Annotated in this window: 12 protein-coding genes and 6 tRNA genes; 16 read left to right on the top strand and 2 right to left on the bottom strand. The window is 54.5% G+C overall.

The window, feature by feature from the left end; translation table 11 throughout:
- The first annotated feature begins 31 nt into the window (after positions 1-31).
- The 6 genes from MOMUL_RS09925 to MOMUL_RS09900 all read left to right on the top strand — a co-directional run bounded on the left by MOMUL_RS09925 (position 32) and on the right by MOMUL_RS09900 (position 554).
- A tRNA-Gly gene (locus MOMUL_RS09925) sits at positions 32-105 on the top strand.
- A gap of 8 nt (positions 106-113) precedes the next feature.
- A tRNA-Arg gene (locus MOMUL_RS09920) sits at positions 114-190 on the top strand.
- A 19-nt stretch (positions 191-209) separates the two neighbouring features.
- Positions 210-286, top strand: a tRNA-His gene (locus tag MOMUL_RS09915).
- Between the two features lie 16 nt (positions 287-302).
- Positions 303-378 (top strand) — tRNA-Gln (locus MOMUL_RS09910).
- 8 nt (positions 379-386) lie between these two features.
- Positions 387-462: transfer RNA gene (locus MOMUL_RS09905), tRNA-Lys, on the top strand.
- A 7-nt stretch (positions 463-469) separates the two neighbouring features.
- Positions 470-554 (top strand) — tRNA-Leu (locus tag MOMUL_RS09900).
- 225 nt (positions 555-779) lie between these two features.
- On the opposite strand, the gene MOMUL_RS09895 is transcribed toward MOMUL_RS09900, so the two are convergent.
- Positions 780-1,742: an Rpn family recombination-promoting nuclease/putative transposase gene (locus MOMUL_RS09895; RefSeq protein WP_062284558.1), complete on the bottom strand. Its 963-nt coding sequence runs from the start codon at positions 1,740-1,742 to the stop codon at positions 780-782.
- A gap of 666 nt (positions 1,743-2,408) precedes the next feature.
- Here MOMUL_RS09895 and MOMUL_RS16665 point away from each other — a divergent pair.
- From MOMUL_RS16665 to brxL, 8 genes are all read left to right on the top strand, one after another.
- Entirely contained in the window at positions 2,409-2,549 is a 141-nt protein-coding gene (locus MOMUL_RS16665) for a hypothetical protein (RefSeq protein WP_161485001.1), read from the top strand.
- A 180-nt stretch (positions 2,550-2,729) separates the two neighbouring features.
- Positions 2,730-4,139, top strand: a complete 1,410-nt coding sequence (locus MOMUL_RS09890) for a sigma-70 family RNA polymerase sigma factor (RefSeq protein WP_062284556.1) — start codon at positions 2,730-2,732, stop codon at positions 4,137-4,139.
- Between the two features lie 28 nt (positions 4,140-4,167).
- Positions 4,168-6,501 carry a phosphoadenosine phosphosulfate reductase domain-containing protein gene (locus MOMUL_RS09885; protein ID WP_062284554.1) on the top strand — a complete coding sequence of 778 codons (2,334 nt, stop codon included), beginning with the start codon at positions 4,168-4,170 and terminating at the stop codon, positions 6,499-6,501.
- A gap of 226 nt (positions 6,502-6,727) precedes the next feature.
- Positions 6,728-6,880, top strand: a complete 153-nt coding sequence (locus MOMUL_RS16660) for a hypothetical protein (protein ID WP_161485000.1) — start codon at positions 6,728-6,730, stop codon at positions 6,878-6,880.
- Positions 6,881-6,935: 55 nt separating this feature from the next.
- Positions 6,936-7,226, top strand: a complete 291-nt coding sequence (locus MOMUL_RS09880; RefSeq protein ID WP_062284553.1) for a hypothetical protein — start codon at positions 6,936-6,938, stop codon at positions 7,224-7,226.
- The gene (locus MOMUL_RS09875) at positions 7,196-11,317 is read left to right on the top strand and encodes an ATP-binding protein (protein ID WP_062284551.1); all 4,122 of its coding nucleotides are present in this window, start codon (positions 7,196-7,198) and stop codon (positions 11,315-11,317) included. Before MOMUL_RS09880 ends, MOMUL_RS09875 begins: the two co-directional genes overlap by 31 nt.
- A gap of 19 nt (positions 11,318-11,336) precedes the next feature.
- A complete protein-coding gene (gene pglZ, locus MOMUL_RS09870) occupies positions 11,337-13,604 on the top strand; it encodes a BREX-4 system phosphatase PglZ (RefSeq protein ID WP_062284550.1) in 2,268 nt (755 codons plus the stop codon).
- Between the two features lie 14 nt (positions 13,605-13,618).
- Positions 13,619-15,070, top strand: a complete 1,452-nt coding sequence (gene brxL, locus MOMUL_RS09865; protein WP_062284548.1) for a BREX system Lon protease-like protein BrxL — start codon at positions 13,619-13,621, stop codon at positions 15,068-15,070.
- 345 nt (positions 15,071-15,415) lie between these two features.
- On the opposite strand, the gene MOMUL_RS16655 is transcribed toward brxL, so the two are convergent.
- Positions 15,416-15,589, bottom strand: a complete 174-nt coding sequence (locus tag MOMUL_RS16655; RefSeq protein ID WP_161484999.1) for a hypothetical protein — start codon at positions 15,587-15,589, stop codon at positions 15,416-15,418.
- A 6-nt stretch (positions 15,590-15,595) separates the two neighbouring features.
- Between MOMUL_RS16655 and MOMUL_RS16650 the strand changes: the two genes are divergently transcribed.
- The gene (locus MOMUL_RS16650) at positions 15,596-15,787 is read left to right on the top strand and encodes a transposase family protein (protein WP_161484998.1); all 192 of its coding nucleotides are present in this window, start codon (positions 15,596-15,598) and stop codon (positions 15,785-15,787) included.
- A gap of 99 nt (positions 15,788-15,886) precedes the next feature.
- Positions 15,887-16,678, top strand: a complete 792-nt coding sequence (locus MOMUL_RS09860; RefSeq protein WP_236713070.1) for a helix-turn-helix domain-containing protein — start codon at positions 15,887-15,889, stop codon at positions 16,676-16,678.
- Positions 16,679-16,842: the final 164 nt, after the last annotated feature.

Here is a 16,842-nt window from a genome sequence, read left to right as displayed (position 1 = left end):
AGCAGTTTTTGCGGTATAATATCCTTTGCGCGCGGGTGTAGCTCAATGGTAGAGCCCCAGCCTTCCAAGCTGGTTACGTGGGTTCGATTCCCATCACCCGCTCCAGGAATCAAGCGCCTGTAGCTCAGCTGGATAGAGCAGCGGCCTTCTAAGCCGCGGGCCGCAGGTTCGAACCCTGCCAGGCGCGCCAGCAAAGATAGGAAGATATGGTGGGTGTAGCTCAGTTGGTCAGAGCACCAGGTTGTGGCCCTGGGGGTCGTGGGTTCGAGTCCCATCTCCCACCCCATTTTTTTATCCTCTGCTGGGGCGTAGCCAAGCGGTAAGGCAACGGACTTTGGATCCGTCATTTCGTTGGTTCGAATCCAGCCGCCCCAGCCAGTATCTATGAGCCATTAGCTCAGCAGGTAGAGCACCTGACTTTTAATCAGGGTGTCCGGGGTTCGACTCCCCGATGGCTCACCATTTTTTTGCGGGCGTGGCGGAACGGCAGACGCGCCAGACTTAGGATCTGGTGGAGAATATCCGTGGAGGTTCAAGTCCTCTCGCCCGCACCACATCTTTAAGCTCAATCATATTTTCCGGGTTGGAAGCCCGGATTTTTCTTTGCCTATGTGCATTAGATTTGCGTGGCTTTCGTTTTCGTTCTAAAGCCTTCAGGTAATGGCGGGGTCCAGATTCTTTCCCTTTGCCGCAGGACCTGGGGTGAGTGGCATGGGCCGCCTCACTTATGGCAAACTCCAGGGGGATGTTGCCGGCAATAGTTAAGAACCTAGAAAAGATCAATGTTCCAGTTGTCTTCTTAGGGTGTTTATCTCTTCCAGATTCAGCCCCGTGGCTCTGATAATGGTGTTGACGTCGACGTTAAGCAGGAGTAAGTTTTTGGCTACTTCTAACTTTCCTTCTAACTTTCCTTGCAATAGAGTTTCTTGCTTCATTTCATCCAGAGCTATTTCCAGGTTGCTAATCATCTGTTCCACCTCCATGGGATTGTTGGCATCCAGGATGGAGTCCACTTTTGCCTGTACGCCGGGAGGCATTTTAGGTTTGATAATGTGTTTCAGCCAGGTTGTTATGTGACGGAACTCATCGGGAGTCATGGTCTTTATTGCTCCAGCCAGTTTTTGGAGGCGCATTACTAGCGTTTCCGGCCTGGCTTTTTGGTCCAGTAAAAATATGCTAGCGATTACATTGGCAGCTTTGATAAGGTCTTCTTCGCTGTAGCGATTGACATCAAACAGTATGTAACTAAAGTCCAAAATATACCCAGCAAACTCCTGGTAACTGCTTATCATTTCTTTGAAGGTGCTGGCTACTGTCCAGTTATTAGCCCCGTTGTAGAGCACCGCCGAGATGATGGGCGGCAGGCGGAAATTCTTGCTTTCCCGCTCGTTCTGCGGGGTGTTGTTGTAGATTTCTCGCCAGATCTCGACCATATAGAGCAAAAGGCGGAAAGGTATCAGGTAGTCTACCGTTGACTGCAGCTCCAGCAGGATATAAAAGATGACGTTTTTGTCCCGGATCTTAAGCTTGTAGACAATATCGGCTTCTTTCTCGCTGAAATCCTGGAGGACGTAGGACTTATTCACCAGGATGAGGTCCTCTGCGTCAATGGCCGCCACCCAGTTTTCCCGGACGAAGGTCTTTAGCAGTTCAAGGAACACCCTTTTGTCGGCCAGGAGCTGCCTGTAACCCTTGTCGTGGGGGTGGTGGGAAGGCCGGGGTTTCCATTCATTTTCCGGCACAGGAACACCTTCTTCCAGATGTAATTATATCATATTTTTGGGACAGTTAGGGATGTCGCCTGGAAGATGGCTTTTTCCCTGAAACGATTTTTCAATTGGGCGTAAGGCCGGTCCAACCAGGCGTGTTTTTTGTGCCCGGCTTGGGTGTTAACTTAGTGGTGAAAGGCCACTGCAGGTGAGGCAGCACTCGTCTGCTAGCCAAAGGCTAGGTTGTCCATCGCGTGGTGGAATCCGAAGGAAGCCGGAGGCAAAGCCACGGCCCGATGAACAAGAACCCCATACGAGGCTAGACCGCTCGGATGAGCTGGCGAAACACAGTGAAATCCCAGCTTGCCAAGGGCGGTGGCCTAAAAAGCTGGGGTTTCCCGGCCCACTATCTACAAATGGCTTACTGGCTTCGAACATGACGCTCTTGCCGGGCTGGAGGGGCAAAAACCCGACCTAAAAGTGTGGATAACCCAGAGATAAAAAACTTACCGCAGGACCCTGGCTTATAAGAATAAAGGCGGATTTCGGTAAAGGCCGGAAGGAATTCTTCCATAAATGGCGAATCAACCCAACTGAGGAAAACAAGATTTTCCTACGGCCCCTTATACCAGATCTATCCGTAGTGCGAAAGAAAAACCTTCTCCCTTGAGCGGAATAATACTCTTGCTCTTGGTCGCCATGCTCCTGACGGCATCCTTCGGCTGCAACGAAGAGCCAGTGGATGTCAGGCGGCTAGACGTGTGCCAGCCCAGGGGGCAGGAGGCGGTCGGGGCTGGTGTGCAAGAATTTGCTGACGGAGGTTCCCCGGACAGGAGCTAACAGAAGCGGGAAAATCAGATAAAACAACTTGCGAACCGCCACCTAGATCAACTGCTTTAGAGGGGGACCTTCCATGCCTGGTTCGGGTGAGAACCACGGGCGGTAGGGGTGCTTGAGCGGTCAAAACCTACACCGTCGTGGATCTATCAATTGGCAAACACCTTAATTGAGGAAAGGGTTATGGCGAAGGAAGGTCTGGCGCTGGAACGGTGCTGCCAGCAGTTGGTAACGCTTGGCAAAAGGCAAGGCGGCTACATCACCTACCAGGGCATAATTGACATGTTCCGCGCCAGCGAATGCGATGTCTCCATGGAAGCCCTCGACTGGGTCTATGAACGCCTGATCGCTGAAGGGATAGAGCTTGTTGATCAATTACCGGACAGTCAGGTCGTGAACAGGAACTGGCAGCGTTACCAGGAAGTCACTCCGGAGAGCCCGCAGCGGCCGGAAGTGGTACCCAGAAGACGGCACAAGAGGTATGACTATTACCTGGAAGAAGACCTGGAGCAACCTGAACCAGCTTCGTGCCTCGAAGAAGCTATCGATAATTTGTTATTCCAGGCGGGAACGGGGCCGCTCTCCGCTAAAGACATCCTAACCCTTATTGAAGACTGTCGTCTATCATCGTTTGAAGTTCGCCAGCTATTTGATTATTTGGGCTCAAAGGGGATTGATGTTCCGGAGGTTGACTTATCCCAGGTGTACCGTAATGCTTCCGAAGAAGATAATGAGATGCAAGGCGAGGAGGAGCCGGATCTTTTCGCTGATCTCGGGGTGCAGATGTTACTGCAGGATATTGGCCGGCAAAAAAAGCTGACAGCTAGCGAGGAACGGCGGCTGGCCTGCCTGGCCGAGGAGGGCGACTGGAAGGCTGCGTCACGCCTGATTGAAGCCAACCTGGGGCATGTTTTTAATCTGGCCACAAATTACGTCGGCCTAGGTATGGACCTCCTCGATCTATTCCAGGAAGGGTGTATTGGCTTGATGAAGGCGCTGAAAAGATTTGACTGGCGCCGCGGGTTCCGTCTTAGTACCTATTCTTCCTGGTGGATTTTCCAGACTATTAGCCGGGCTATTGCCGACCACGGCCGGGCTGTTCGTTTGCCGGCTCACTTGTTAGAAACCGTCAGGCGGCTGCAAAACATAAACGACGATTTCTACCAGGTCCACGGGCGAGAGCCAACAGCAGAAGAAATCGCTGGTGAAATGGATTTGCCTGAATGGCGGGTGCGCGAGTTGCAGGCTGTGTCCCAGCCTATATTGTCCTGGGAAGCCACGCTGGCCGAATGGGAAGAAATGGGAACGTATCCGACGTGGTTCCTGGAGAAATATGGGGCGTCGCCGGATCACGACCTGAACTGGTCTTTGTTACAAGAGGTTGTGGCTAAACTTATGGCCTCGTTGAAACCTAGAGAGGAACAGGTCTTGCGGTTACGTTTTGGTTTCGACGGCCATGAGCCACAAACCCTGGAGGAGGTCGGACAGCATTTTGGTGTAACGCGCGAGCGCATACGCCAAATCGAAGCCAAGGCCCTTAAGAGGCTAAGGCATCACAAGCGCTCAAACGAGCTGCGCGATTTGCTGGGTTAGTAGTAGAAAAGAGGAAGTATAGTCTCCCATGTATGAGATTCAATGGGATAACGATACAGGCGGCATCTTGCTGGCCGATACCAGGGAGACCGGGGTCGGGAGCGAGATCCGTCCCGTGTTTTTTGAGGAACTTGACCTCCTGGGCTTCGACCGGCACTGGAGTTATCCCCGGGTGGAGGAACCCCTGTTGTGGGCCATTGGCGGCCGGAAGTATTACTACCGGGGTGAACTGGTGGCGGAGGCTGAGGGAGGGGGGTTGTTTTCCAGGCCTGAACTTAAGATTCACCGATCGGGATTGGCCCTGGACCCGGTCAAGGTCGAGGCTATGGTGGCCAAAAATGGGCCTCTCCTTCAGGGGCTGGTACAGAGATCACTCAAGTTTATCTACCAAACTTATACCCGGAAGCAGAAAAGGGTGGATATCGTAGCAGTAGCTTTCTCCGGGGGTAAGGATTCCCTCGTAACCTTGGACCTCGTCCAGCGGGTCTTGGAGCCGGATCAATTCGTCGTCGTCTTTGGCGACACAGGGATGGAAATTCGCGATACATACCTGGCCGTGAAGGCAGCCAGAGAACGGTGGCCCCACCTGACCTTCCACACGGCCAGGAGTGTGAAGGATGCCCGGACGAGCTGGCGGGAAATGGGCCCTCCCAGCCGTATTCACCGCTGGTGCTGTTCCGTGCACAAATCGGTACCCACTCTGCTGCTTCTGCGCCAGTTGGCCGGCAAAGCGGCGGCAAAGGCCCTGATCTTCGACGGCGTGCGCCATGAAGAAAGCGCCGGCCGGTCGACCTACATGTCCATCACCCCGGGAGGCAAACACAAGACGCAGATCAACGCCAGCCCCATTATTGCCTGGAACGCGGGGGAGGTCTTCTTGTACCTCTTTGACCGGCGCCTGCTGCTGAACCGGGCCTACCGTCACGGCGTCACCCGCGTGGGCTGTGCGGTATGCCCCATGGCTTCCTCATGGTGGGATATTATTAGTTGGAAAGTTTATCAGCAAGATATGAGATGCTTCATTGATGAATTACGTACTTATGCCATTAATTCAGGAGTCTGTCCCAAGGAAGCAGACAGGTACCTGGAGGAAGGAAACTGGAAAGGCAGGGCTGGCGGCCGCTATCTTCCCGGCGGCGGCAACCGGGTGGTCGAGCAGGTAAAGGGTGGTAGGGTTATTTTTACCCTGCGCCAGCCGACCGAAGACTGGCAGGAATGGGCCAAAACCCTGGGCCGCCTGGCACGGACCGGCGCCGGTCAGGGGCACATCGAGCGGGGCGGCACCGTGTATCCTTATGTCGTTCGGCGTAACGACAACAGCGTCAGCGTGGAGGTAGACGGCCTGGCGTACGCCGATCGCTATGTTCTCAAAGCCTTTCGCGCCGTGGCCCTCAAGAGCGCCTATTGCTGCCACTGCCAGGCCTGCCAGGTAGAGTGCCCTACCGGGGCTTTGGTCACCCATGAGCAGGTACGAGTCAGCGACGATTGCCTGGCCTGCGGCCTGTGCCTCGACCTGCACGGGGAAGCTTGCCTCACCGCCAAATCCCTAGCAACAAGCGAGGGAGGCTTAAGCATGAATGGCAATCAGAAGAAGACGTTGCACACCTACGAGCACTTTGGGATGGAAAAGGGGTGGCTCGCGGCTTTCCTCGCCTCGCCCATGGATTGGGTTAGCAGCAACAGCCTGGGCAACCGGCAGTTTAACGCCATGCTCCTGTGGCTCAAACATGCCGAACTGATAACAAGTGGCAGTAGCAAGAGATCCCTGGCCGTTACCGACCTGGGGGAAAAGCTGGCCCGGCGGGGAGCAAGCGATCTGGTGACCTGGGCCGTCATCTGGACCAACCTGGCCCGCAACTCGACGCCTGTAAGGTGGTACCTCACTGCCGTTCCCTGGGGGGCGACCATGACCAAAGCCGAGTGGGTGATCAAAATGGGTGAAGCCTATTCCCAGAGCGAGACTACCAGGCGGAACGCCATGACAGCGCTTTTTGGTTTACTTACAAAGACGCCTTTGGGCAACGGGTTAGGGCTGGGCGAAGAAGTAGAGCCTGGCAAGCGCACCGGCGGCGCCCTGTACAAAAAGGGATGGCATGACCCCGATCCGGTGGCCATTCTCTACGCCCTCTACCGGTACGCGGAAAAGACGGGGCGGTACGAGCTGACCGTGCGCGAGTTGTATGAGGGCGCTGATGAGGGGCCATACACGTTGTTTGGCGTCCGCCGGGAGACGCTGGAGGGTATCCTCAGGGGCCTGTCCGCCCGGGGCGACGGCCTCATCCGCGTTAACATTGTGCGGGACCTGGACAACATTTTCCTGGACCATGCCTATAAGGCGGTTGAGGTGCTTGATCTTGCTTGATTGGGGTCACGAGAGAGGCTGGTCTCTGCACCAACATTTTGGTCTGCGGCAGGAGTGGCTAGAACTATACCTGTTCGACCGCGCCACCGCTCAATCCTGGTTAACCGGCAGTAGCTTCCCTGGCCACCTGGCTGAAAGCAGCCGGTATCGAGGATGGTGACGGTCGCCTAACCCCCGTGGGGACACAGTTTGCCGCGCGGGGAAACGCCTGCTGCCCCTGTGGGAGTTGCTTTGGGTCAATGTGGTGTTCGCTTTTCCCACCGCCCGCTGGTACGCGCACCTGGGACCGGGCGCGTGGACTATCACTGAACTGAAGGCGCTGCTCAGACAGGCGATGCCCCGCCTGGCAGAGCGGACGGCAACCAATGCTATCATGTAACTGGCGGGACTGCTAGAGCGGATTCCGGTGGGTAGCGAGTTAGGCCAGGGGGCAGGTGAGCGGGGAGAGACCGCGCCGCCTTGTCCGCCGCGGTGGGCAGCCTGGTGACGCTGCACTAATCCACGCTATGGAGCGACTTTACCTGCAGCAGGGGCGGACCAGGCTGCCGTGGGCCGCCGACCTTACCTGTCCCTGGGTGGTTTTCGACTGCAGCCGGCAGTTTGTTTTGAATCGTCTGACCGTCCTGGACCAGGATTATTTTAAGATTGACGAGCACGGCGTAACGATATGCCTGGCCGAAAAGGAGGAGTGGCAGTGTGGCGATATGGTGATTTCCTGGCTGTAAGCGAAGACTTCATCCCGGTATTCTCCGAGGATGTAGACAAAAACCACCAGGGGAACTGGAAGTTCTTTATTCCCCATGCCCAAATGCGAAACCTGCTGGAGAAGCTTATCGCCGCCCTGGAACGGGCGCATGGCGGTGACAAGCGTTCCCTCTGGCTTACTGGGGCCTACGGAACGGGCAAGACCTTCGCCTCCTTCGTAATCAAGCACCTGCTGGAAGACGATCCTAAGGCCATCGAGGACTATTTTCAAAAACACCAGATCTTGACGCCTCTATGGCCACGGTTCAAGGCGTTGCGCCAAAACAACCGCTACCTGGTCATCTACCGTTCGGCGTCGGGACATATCACCTCGAGCCGCAGCCTGATGATAGAAGTGCAGCAGGCGATCAAAGACCAGTTGCGGGCTCAGGGTTATACCAATGCCTTTAGTGAAAGCCTCATGGATCAACTGGTGAACAAGCTGAGTGACCCGAGCGGCATCTTCAACTGGGAAGCGGCTTTCACCAAGTACCGCGGCCGCTTTCGGACCGCGGCTACGGCCGACGAAGTGATTGAGCGCCTGCGCGCCGGCGATGTAAAGCTGGGCGAACAGGTGGCGGCCGTGCTGGAGGAAGAAGGGCTGGCCTTGGCTGATTTCCCGGCGGCTGTTAAGGCCTGGATCAAGGAAGTCATCGTGGCCAACAACTTGCAGGGTATCGTCTTCATTTGGGACGAGTTTACGGAGTTCTTCGCCAACAACGTGCCGGTAACACCGCTACAAGAGCTGGCCCAGGCTACGGTTGACATGCCCTTCTACCTGTTCCTCGTCACCCACCGCGCCCTAAATCAGTTCACGCGCATTGACGAGGACACGCGAAAAAAACTCCTCGACCGGTTCCATAACTGCCAGTTGGAAATGACGCCGGTCACGGCTTATAAACTTATCGCCAATGTGATTGAGGCCCATCCTGACCGCCGGAATGAGTGGGAGGCGAAGCTGGATTCCCTCTGGAGTCAAGTGGATGTGGCCGTGCTGCATATCAATGTCCTGGGCGAGCGGGTTAACAAGGACGACCTCAAGCGCATGGCCCCCATCCACCCCTTCACCGCCTATCTTCTGGCTACCATTTCGTCGCTCTACAGCTCGAGCCAGCGCACTCTGTTCCAATTCCTAAAAACCGAGGCCCCGGGATCTTTCCAGTGGTTTATCGCCAATTATCCGCAGGACTACTGGTACTGGTTGACACCTGATTACCTGTGGCAGTACTTCTTTGAGGACATTAAGATTGAAAGCATCGAAGCCATAAGCGACCTTCTTAGTTATTATCGTTCCGTCAGGGATAGCCTGAGCGAGAAAGAATTGCGGGTATTCCGCGTCATGCTGCTGCTTATTGCCTTGTGGAGGCAAACGCAAGGGGCTTATGATTTGCTCAAACCGAGCCTGTCGGTCCTCAAGCGCATGTTTGTTGGCACCGAACTTTATCAACGCGTGGGGGAAGTGGCGGACGGCCTTTGCGCCCGGGGCATCATGCTTGCTGTGCCGGCGGGTAATGACTGCGAGTATATCATGCCCACCACCACCATTGACCAGGCCAAGCTGGAGGAATGTCGGCGGCGGGCTGAAGCCGTCCTTACCTTTGAAAAAATGATTAAGGCCGGAGGCCCCGAGGCCGGATTTGCCTCTGAACTCAAAGGACTGCTATCCTTGCAGGGAGCAGCCAAATTGCGCCATCCGGTCCAGATCGTTTCCGCCCGGGAACTGAAGCTGCGACGCGAGCGCGTTCTCCAGGGCGTGGAAAGGCCTTACGAGGTAGGGGTAATTCTGGTGGTCGCTCAGGAGGACGAACATTTGATTGATTCGGAAGACCTGGCTACGGAGATAAGCGCGGCCCATACCAATTATTGTATATTGATCAGCCAGGCCGCCTTTGGCGCCAAACGGTGGCGCGAGTGGCTCGATTACCAGGCTCACTCCTGGTATCACCAGGAAATGCGGGACAGCAAAACCCAAAAGTATTATGACACCAAGGCTAAGAATATCGTGACCGAGTGGCTCGCTGCGATGCACACAGGGCGGATCCGGGCCTTTTTCCAGGGCCGGCAGGAGGAACTGAAAGGATGCGAGGTTATTACCGAATACCTGGGGGATATTGTGGCTTCGGTTTTCCGCTACGGTCCTGAGAAACTGAGCCAAACTGCTACCTTGTATGATCACGCCTGGGGCAGGGCTGGTGCGGAAATAGGCCTCAAGGTGGCCCAGAATATTCAGCAGCCATACAAGAATGTGGTGAACGAGCTTAGAATTCAAGGTTTTTGGGACGGTGAAACCGCCGGCCGCCCTGACCATCCTTTGAGCCAGATGCAAAGCATGGTGAACGGCTTTTTTGCCGCCCGGGAGCATGTCAGCCTGAAGCAATTGTGGGAAGCCTTACAGCAACCTCCTTATGGCCTCATGCCGTCACCCATCGGCATCTTGCTTTTCGCCTTCCTGCTGCGCAACTATGCCCAGGGCTATTATTACTCCGACGGCACCAACTCGTTGCCCCTCAATCCCAACAAGCTAGCGGAACTTATCGAGCAGGTGATGAAAGGGTTCAAGCTTTCAGAGAACTATACGATCCGGAAAATGTCGGCTCAGGGAGAGCGTTTCTGCCATATGGCGCGCGACGTTTTCCGCCTCACCCCGGAGCAGGCAGCCTACCCTGAAGAAACGCGGAAAAATATGCGCAGGACAGTTATGGAAATGGGTTATCCTTTATGGACTCTTGTCTATTATGTCCGGGGAACGTCCGCTGCGGGTTTGGTGCGTGATATGGCGCGAGCCGTGGGAACGCTGGGCGAAATTTTGGCTTACGCTCATGATGAACTCGGAGATCGGGAGATGGAGGCGGCCGTCGAGGCCGTTAAGCCGGTGCGCCATGAGCTGTCTCGGCTGCTGAGCAGGGATAGGGCGCAGGTAGGTATGAAGAAGTTCTGGGAGGTCCACGCTCCCCGGCTAACCTCGCTTATGGCGGCCCTGCGTCTTGATGTTCCCCAGGTAATGAATCGGTTGCGGGCCCTCCTTAACGAGGATGTCTACCTGTGGAGCGAGGAGCGGGTGAAGGAGAAGCTACCCGAAGTCGTCCGCGACCTCGACCTGGTGGATGCGCTGAACGGCCTGTGCGGGGTGGAGAAACAGGATTTGGGCGAGCTGCGTAACTATTTCCGTGCTAGCTGGTTCAAGGGCAAGTTACCTCTTCTTTGCTATAAAGAAGGCCAATCACCCGAAGTTGCTGGTCTCATTGATTACCTTTACGAACTGCTTTACCGTCCGGGCCAGGGCATCAAGGATAACCGCGCGGAGGACATCCGCCGCTTGAGCGGCCAGTTGGTATCCCTGCTGAGTGGAGGCCCTTCCGTGGCCGGTGTCCTGGTCCGGAAATACACGGGGTACAGCCTTAGCGATCAGGAAGCCGCGGAGCTATATGCTGCCCTGCCCGACCTGTCCCGAGCGACCGAAGACGAGGTCAGGGCAGCCATCATGCAGGCCCTAGCGCAGCAGGCCAGGCATAAAAAGATAGCCCAACTGCAGCAACGCTGGCGGGAACTCACGGGTTCGGCCTCGCCGGAGCGCTGGAGCGAGGAAAGGGGTACTCCCATCCAGTGGGTGCTGGAGGGCCAGGACCATCATGAATTCTTTGTTCGCTTTGAGGATGTCCATAAATTGACTGAGATGGATATAGACAAGATGATGGGCTATTTGACCGAGCACGCGGCTGAGCTTGCCCACCTGCAGAATCAGCAATATGTCCTGGACAGATTTATCCAGGCGGCTGCCGGCGACTATGCCGACTTGGTGCGCCAGGCGGGCATGGCGGGTCAACTACAGGCGTATATTCGTAGTATCCTTAATGGGAGTGTCTACCGCTGGCCCATGCGGCTAAGCGAAATCCACCGGCTGGTCCGCCAGTGGGTAACCGATAACTACCAGGCGACAGCTTATCCCCAGGTCCTAAAGGCTATTGAATCCATATCGCCGGACGATATGAAACAGTTCCTCAAGCAATTAGCGGCTGAGGACGCCCTTGTCGGGGCCCGACTGCTGGCCACACTTAAAAAGGAGACGAGGTAAAGTTAAGCGGGGGATACCGATGATAGACTTCAATAGCGTGGACGAGTTAATAGCCCACTTGCGGGCTGAGGGTGTCAAAGGAGAGCGCTTCGCCACCCGGTTTATTCTCGTTCAGGGGTGCCGGGCCTGGGATGACCTGGTCCTTAAGCTGACCTACGAGGTGGACCGGGTGGCTCGCCTGTCCGAATTCTGCAGTGGACCAGACGTCTTTCCCGATATGACGCGGCTACAGAAATACCTAAAGGAGGAGGCGTCAGGCTGCCACAGCGTCTTGTTAATCCCGTTAGCCGAGTGCATCCGGCTCGATCCAGAAAGCGCCGAAGTGATTCGTTACCTGGCCGAGTGGCCGGCGGAAAAGATACGCCGGCTGTATATACCGCTGTTGTCGGCGGAGGAGTTTTTCTTTCCCGAAATAAGCCGTGTCTCACGCTATCGGGAAGGACTGCTTCCCGACATATGGTCCCTTAGAGGGGAAGGCAGCTCCGAGATTATTGTAGCACCTTTTCCCGCTGGATCTGGGGAACGACCGGTGGCGGAGGGCATAAAAGAGTATCTATCTCAGTGGGAACGGGGCAGTGTCCGCAAAGTCTGGCTGATAACGGCCATGGCAGCCTGGTTGCCGGTGCGCCGAGTGTGGAGCGAATGCCGCGTACGTGTCTATCCTTCCAGCTTTGACTATGTCCGTAGGAATGTTAGCTGGGAGGAACTCATGGAAGAATGGGGCTCTCCCGGGGATTGGGAGTGGCTGGCTGATCAGGTCCGGGAAGGCGATAGTCTGGACCTGGTGGCTGGGCGGTTACTGAATGTGGCCGGATATAACGCTCAGCAGCTCTTTACCTTGTGGCAGGACCTGGATGAGCGCGGACGATGGCTTGTGTGGTTGTGGAGCAAGGCGCGAAGCAGACCAGGCTCTTACCTGCATCATGTTCTAGGGAGGAGTAGTGGCCTGAGCGACTTCAGCTATAATGCCGTTATGACCATCTTTGCCTTGCCCAGGTCGCTATCCTTTAGCCGGGAGCGAAAAGAGCTTTTAGAACGCCTTGGCGTTAACCTCATGCCGGCCGAATTCTGGGAACGTTACCGTGAGCTTACGGACCCCCTTGACCGGGTGGCGGTTTTAACCGACCTATCGGTGGCCGAGCGGGAACAGCTTGTGCTGTGTGCCGGCGAACTTCTGGCGGGGTATGCCCCCGACCTTTGGTGGGAGTATCTCGAAGTGGCCTTCTCGAAGTTAACGTGGTATTTGCAGCCTGCCATAACTGGTGACGAATTTGTTGATGCCTATTTTTCCGCCTATAACCGCTGCCGCCTGAAAGACCGGGCTGACGAGGAGCTGGCCATCCTGATAAGCAAGTGGGCTGATCAGCAATTGCTCTGGAGTTACCCGACAAGGAGCGATCTTCTCGCCAGGCAGCGCTCTGCTGGCGCAAAAGTACTCTGGGTTGACGCCATGGGAGCGGAGTGGATGGGTTTGTTAACCCAGTTATTGACCATGAGCGGCCAGGTCGAGTGCGAGGTGATAATTGCTAGGGCCAACCTGCCTACCATAACTGAGGCCAATAGGGAGTGGGAAGACGGCGAGGAGGTGATGCGGGGCCTGGATGATATTGCTCACCATTACGCCTATCAATTCCCCCAATCCTACCTGAAGGCGGTGGAGGTCATCGAAGAGGTGGCCTACCGCGCGCAGGTATTGCTGTCCCAATGCCCTGCGGTGGTTATTACATCTGATCACGGCCTCAGTCGGTTCGCCGCCACCAGCGAGGCCAAGGTGGAAGCACCGGAAGGGGCGAGAGTTGAGGTACGAGGTCGCTATGCCTTCTTGAAGGAGGATAACCTGGACGGCAGCTACAACGACATGTGGGTAATGGAAGAAGGGGCTGCGTATTTACTTACCCATAACCGGTTCAGAGGTGGCAGCGCTTCCCCAGGTGAGGTCCACAGTGGCGCCACCCCTGAGGAGTGCTTGACACCGGTAATTATTGTCCGGAAAACAAGCGCAGAGACCCAACCGCGATTTGAGCTAGTTACGGCGAAGGTCAAGCTGAATGCCAGGGGTGAGGGCGTCCTCACCGTGAGTTGCAACCGCAAGGTGGCTGGTGTTGAGTTGCGGGTGGCCGGTCGTGTCCTGCCAGGTCAAAGCACCGCAGATTTTACCTGGTCTTTTCCACTGAAAGGCTGGAAGGCAGGCAAGTATACTGGGAAGTTGTACAGCGCCAGCCAGTTGGTAGGGGAAATAGCCTTTGAAGCAGTGAAGGGCATTATCCAGAATGATCTTGGATTGTGAGGTGATGCCCGTATATGAATGTTAGTAGCACCGTTCAGGATAAAATCAGGACTTATTTCCAGGATATGGCCGTCTATAAGGATCCCACCCAGAACAAATTCTTTTCCTCCTTAAGCATACCTTCCTATTTGCGCGACTGGATGGTCATGCGTTTTGCCGATGACAGTGGGAAGGTGAACCTTGATGAAGTCGGAGAGTATGTGAGAAAGAATATCCCAGGTAAGAAGGACTGGGAGCTGCTAAAAAGTAGAATGATTAAAGACGGGCAGCGGGTCAGATTCCTGGCCAAATTACGGGTGGAGCTGGATGTGCGCACCGGCCAGGGGATGTTTAGCTTGCCCGATCTGGGTTTTCCCAACCGGAAGTATGAGGCCATCGTCGACGACCGGGTACTACGCCAAAACCGCGAGGAGCTTCTGGCTGACAGCGAAACCTGGGGGGTCATCGAGTGCGAGTGGAGCCCTTTTGGGCTGACAGGAAAAGAAGGCGATGGGGCCATCTATATGACTGATTTCAAACCATTCAAGCCGTATAAGGTGGACGTGGAGTTTTATCAAGAGGTGCGAAAGGAGTTCACCCTGGACGAGTGGATAGATATGTTGCTCCTGGCGGTGGATTATAATCCCGCCGGGTTCCTGGATACCCGCCAGAAACTTACCCTTCTCAGCCGGCTCCTACCATTTGTAGAAAATCGTGTTAACCTGATTGAATTAGCCCCCAAGGGCACAGGTAAGTCCTACATGATGTCACAGCTATCCAAGTACGGCTGGCTGGTAAGCGGCGGCAGTATTAGCCGCGCCCGTTTGTTTTATGATGTCTCGCGCAAAACCCCTGGTCTAGTAAGCCGCTATGACTATGTGGCTTTTGACGAAGTGCAGACCATCAGCTTCCCCGACATTGACGAAATCAGAGGGGCATTGAAGGGGTACATGGAGTCAGGTGAATACCGCGTGGGCGATTATAGAGGTGTAGGGGATGCCGGCCTGGTATTGATGGGTAACATTCCCGAGGAAAAGATGCGCGAAGACGCCGATATGTTCACCGAGCTGCCCTATGCTTTTCAAGAATCAGCACTTATTGACCGCTTTCATGGTTTCATCAGGGGCTGGGATATACCGCGGATGCGGGAAAACATGAAGGCTGAGGGGTGGGCCCTCAATGTGGAGTATTTCTCGGAAGTTATGCATTCGTTAAGGAGCGAGATTATTTACCCGGCTCTCGTGGATGCTCTTTTGGGAATCCCCAGGTCAGGTGACACTCGCGACACTACGGCCATCAAACGTATCTGCTCCGGCTTCCTGAAACTGCTTTTCCCGCATGTCAAGCACGTAGAGGATATTGACAGGGAAGAATTTCGGACGTACTGTTTGGAGCTTGCTCGGCAGATGCGTGGCATTATCAGGCGCCAACTCCACCTGATGGACAGTGAGTATAGCGACGCCGTACCTGATATCCAAATTCGGTAAGGCCACGGTGCTCATACCTAATCGAGTATCTTCCTGCCAATTCTGGACATGGATTTTCCTGGGTAACTGCCGGGGCGATAACCAGTTCGCATTAAGATATTCAAAGGTTTTTCTAAAGGCAGGTGTCTGCTGTGCAGATCAAACTCTGTTATAACTGTGACCGGCCGGTCGTAAAGGATGTTGTGGCTCTGAACAAGAAACTGCTTGGCCGGTCCACTAAACGGTACTTATGCCTGACATGCCTGGCTGAGTATCTTGATTGTACCGAAGACGACCTTTCTAGAAAGATTCAGGAATTTAGGGAACAAGGGTGTGCACTTTTCGCCTGAGAAACTTCGTGGAAGTTTATTCTTGTACCACTTTTGCACCACAGGTAGTACCTTCCAGCCCGTAATCACGAGTGTTTGTCCCTGCTAAGGTTTCTCTATCCACCTTTACCGCTATCTGGCCCAGCACCCGGACCTGGCGGTATCTTCCGCGGCCGATGCTGGGGAAAAGGAAATCAAACGCTTTGCCCACCAGGGGGTGAATGAGCTTTGGCAGGGGGATATCATGTACGGCCCTTACCTTATCGCCTTTATCGACGACGCCTCGCGCCTGATTACCAACGCCCAGTTCTTCTGGGAACAGAACTATACCGCTGTGCAGATGACCTTAGTTCTCTTTGTGCTTTGCCATATTGTTTACCTCCCAGATTGCGATATAATATTCGCGTAAGGTTCAAATGAGCGCGTAAGACCCGAGGAGGTATTAGCGTAAAATGGAATAACTTCTTTTGAGGCTTAAACGGATCTCTTATATGACGTTTGGAAAAAAATGTATGGCAGTTACCCCAAAGGATTGATTACCATGGAAATAGGTTCTACGATCAGGCATTTCCGTGAAGAAAGGGGCTATACCCTGGACGACCTGGCAGGCAGGGCGGGGATTTCCCCCTCATATTTAAGTGAAATCGAAAGAGGGCATAAGCGCCCCTCCCTTAAAACCCTGGATAAAATTTGCTCTGCCCTCAATATTCCCCGGGAAACCCTTATACCCGCCGAAAACAGCGTCGGTCTGGGAGATAAAATCCGGTTGGTGCGCCAGGAAAAAGGTCTTTCCCTCAAGGACCTGAGCGCGAAAACAGGTATTTCTTTCACTTATTTAAGCGAAATTGAAAGGGGTGTCCTGCACCCCGCCGCCGATACTTTGAGTAAGATTGCGTCCGCCCTGGAAGTCCCCCTCTCCCTGCTGGTAAGCCATACAGAAAACTGGATCGGGAAAAAACTTAAAGATGTCCGCGAATCCCTAGGGCTTACCCAGAGCGCCCTGGCAGCCCAGGCGGGCCTCTCGCCGGCAATGATCGGGCAGATTGAAGCAGGAAAAGTGCAGCCCTCCCTTAATACTATAGAAAAAATAGCCAAAGCCCTTGGTATTTCCCCATGTTACCTGCTTATAGCCCGTGACCAGCTGGAAGAAATGCTGGCTTCCATGGGTCCGGATTTAAGGGAACTGCTGCTGAACGAGAACGTGCAGGCAGTACTCAGGCAGATCTGTTATTTAAATGACAAACAGCTGCGCTTTCTCTTGAAATTTATAGAGGTATTTAAACAGGCCCAGCTGGAATAATTTTTTTGCCCTTTTCTTCGCCAAAAATATTTTATGCGAAGAAATTTTAAAGCATGGGAGGAAATTTTTCTTTCCTGGCGAATATTATTTATTTGGAGGTGGTTGTGATGGGATGGTAAAGGGTTAGTTTGCAAAAATAACAACTAGTTCAAGACCGGGTATAA

Source organism: Moorella mulderi DSM 14980, from assembly GCF_001594015.1.
Lineage (GTDB): Bacteria > Bacillota > DSM-521 > Neomoorellales > Neomoorellaceae > Neomoorella > Neomoorella mulderi.
Note: the sequence above shows the minus strand (reverse complement) of the source record. Positions and strands in the feature narration are given on the sequence as shown.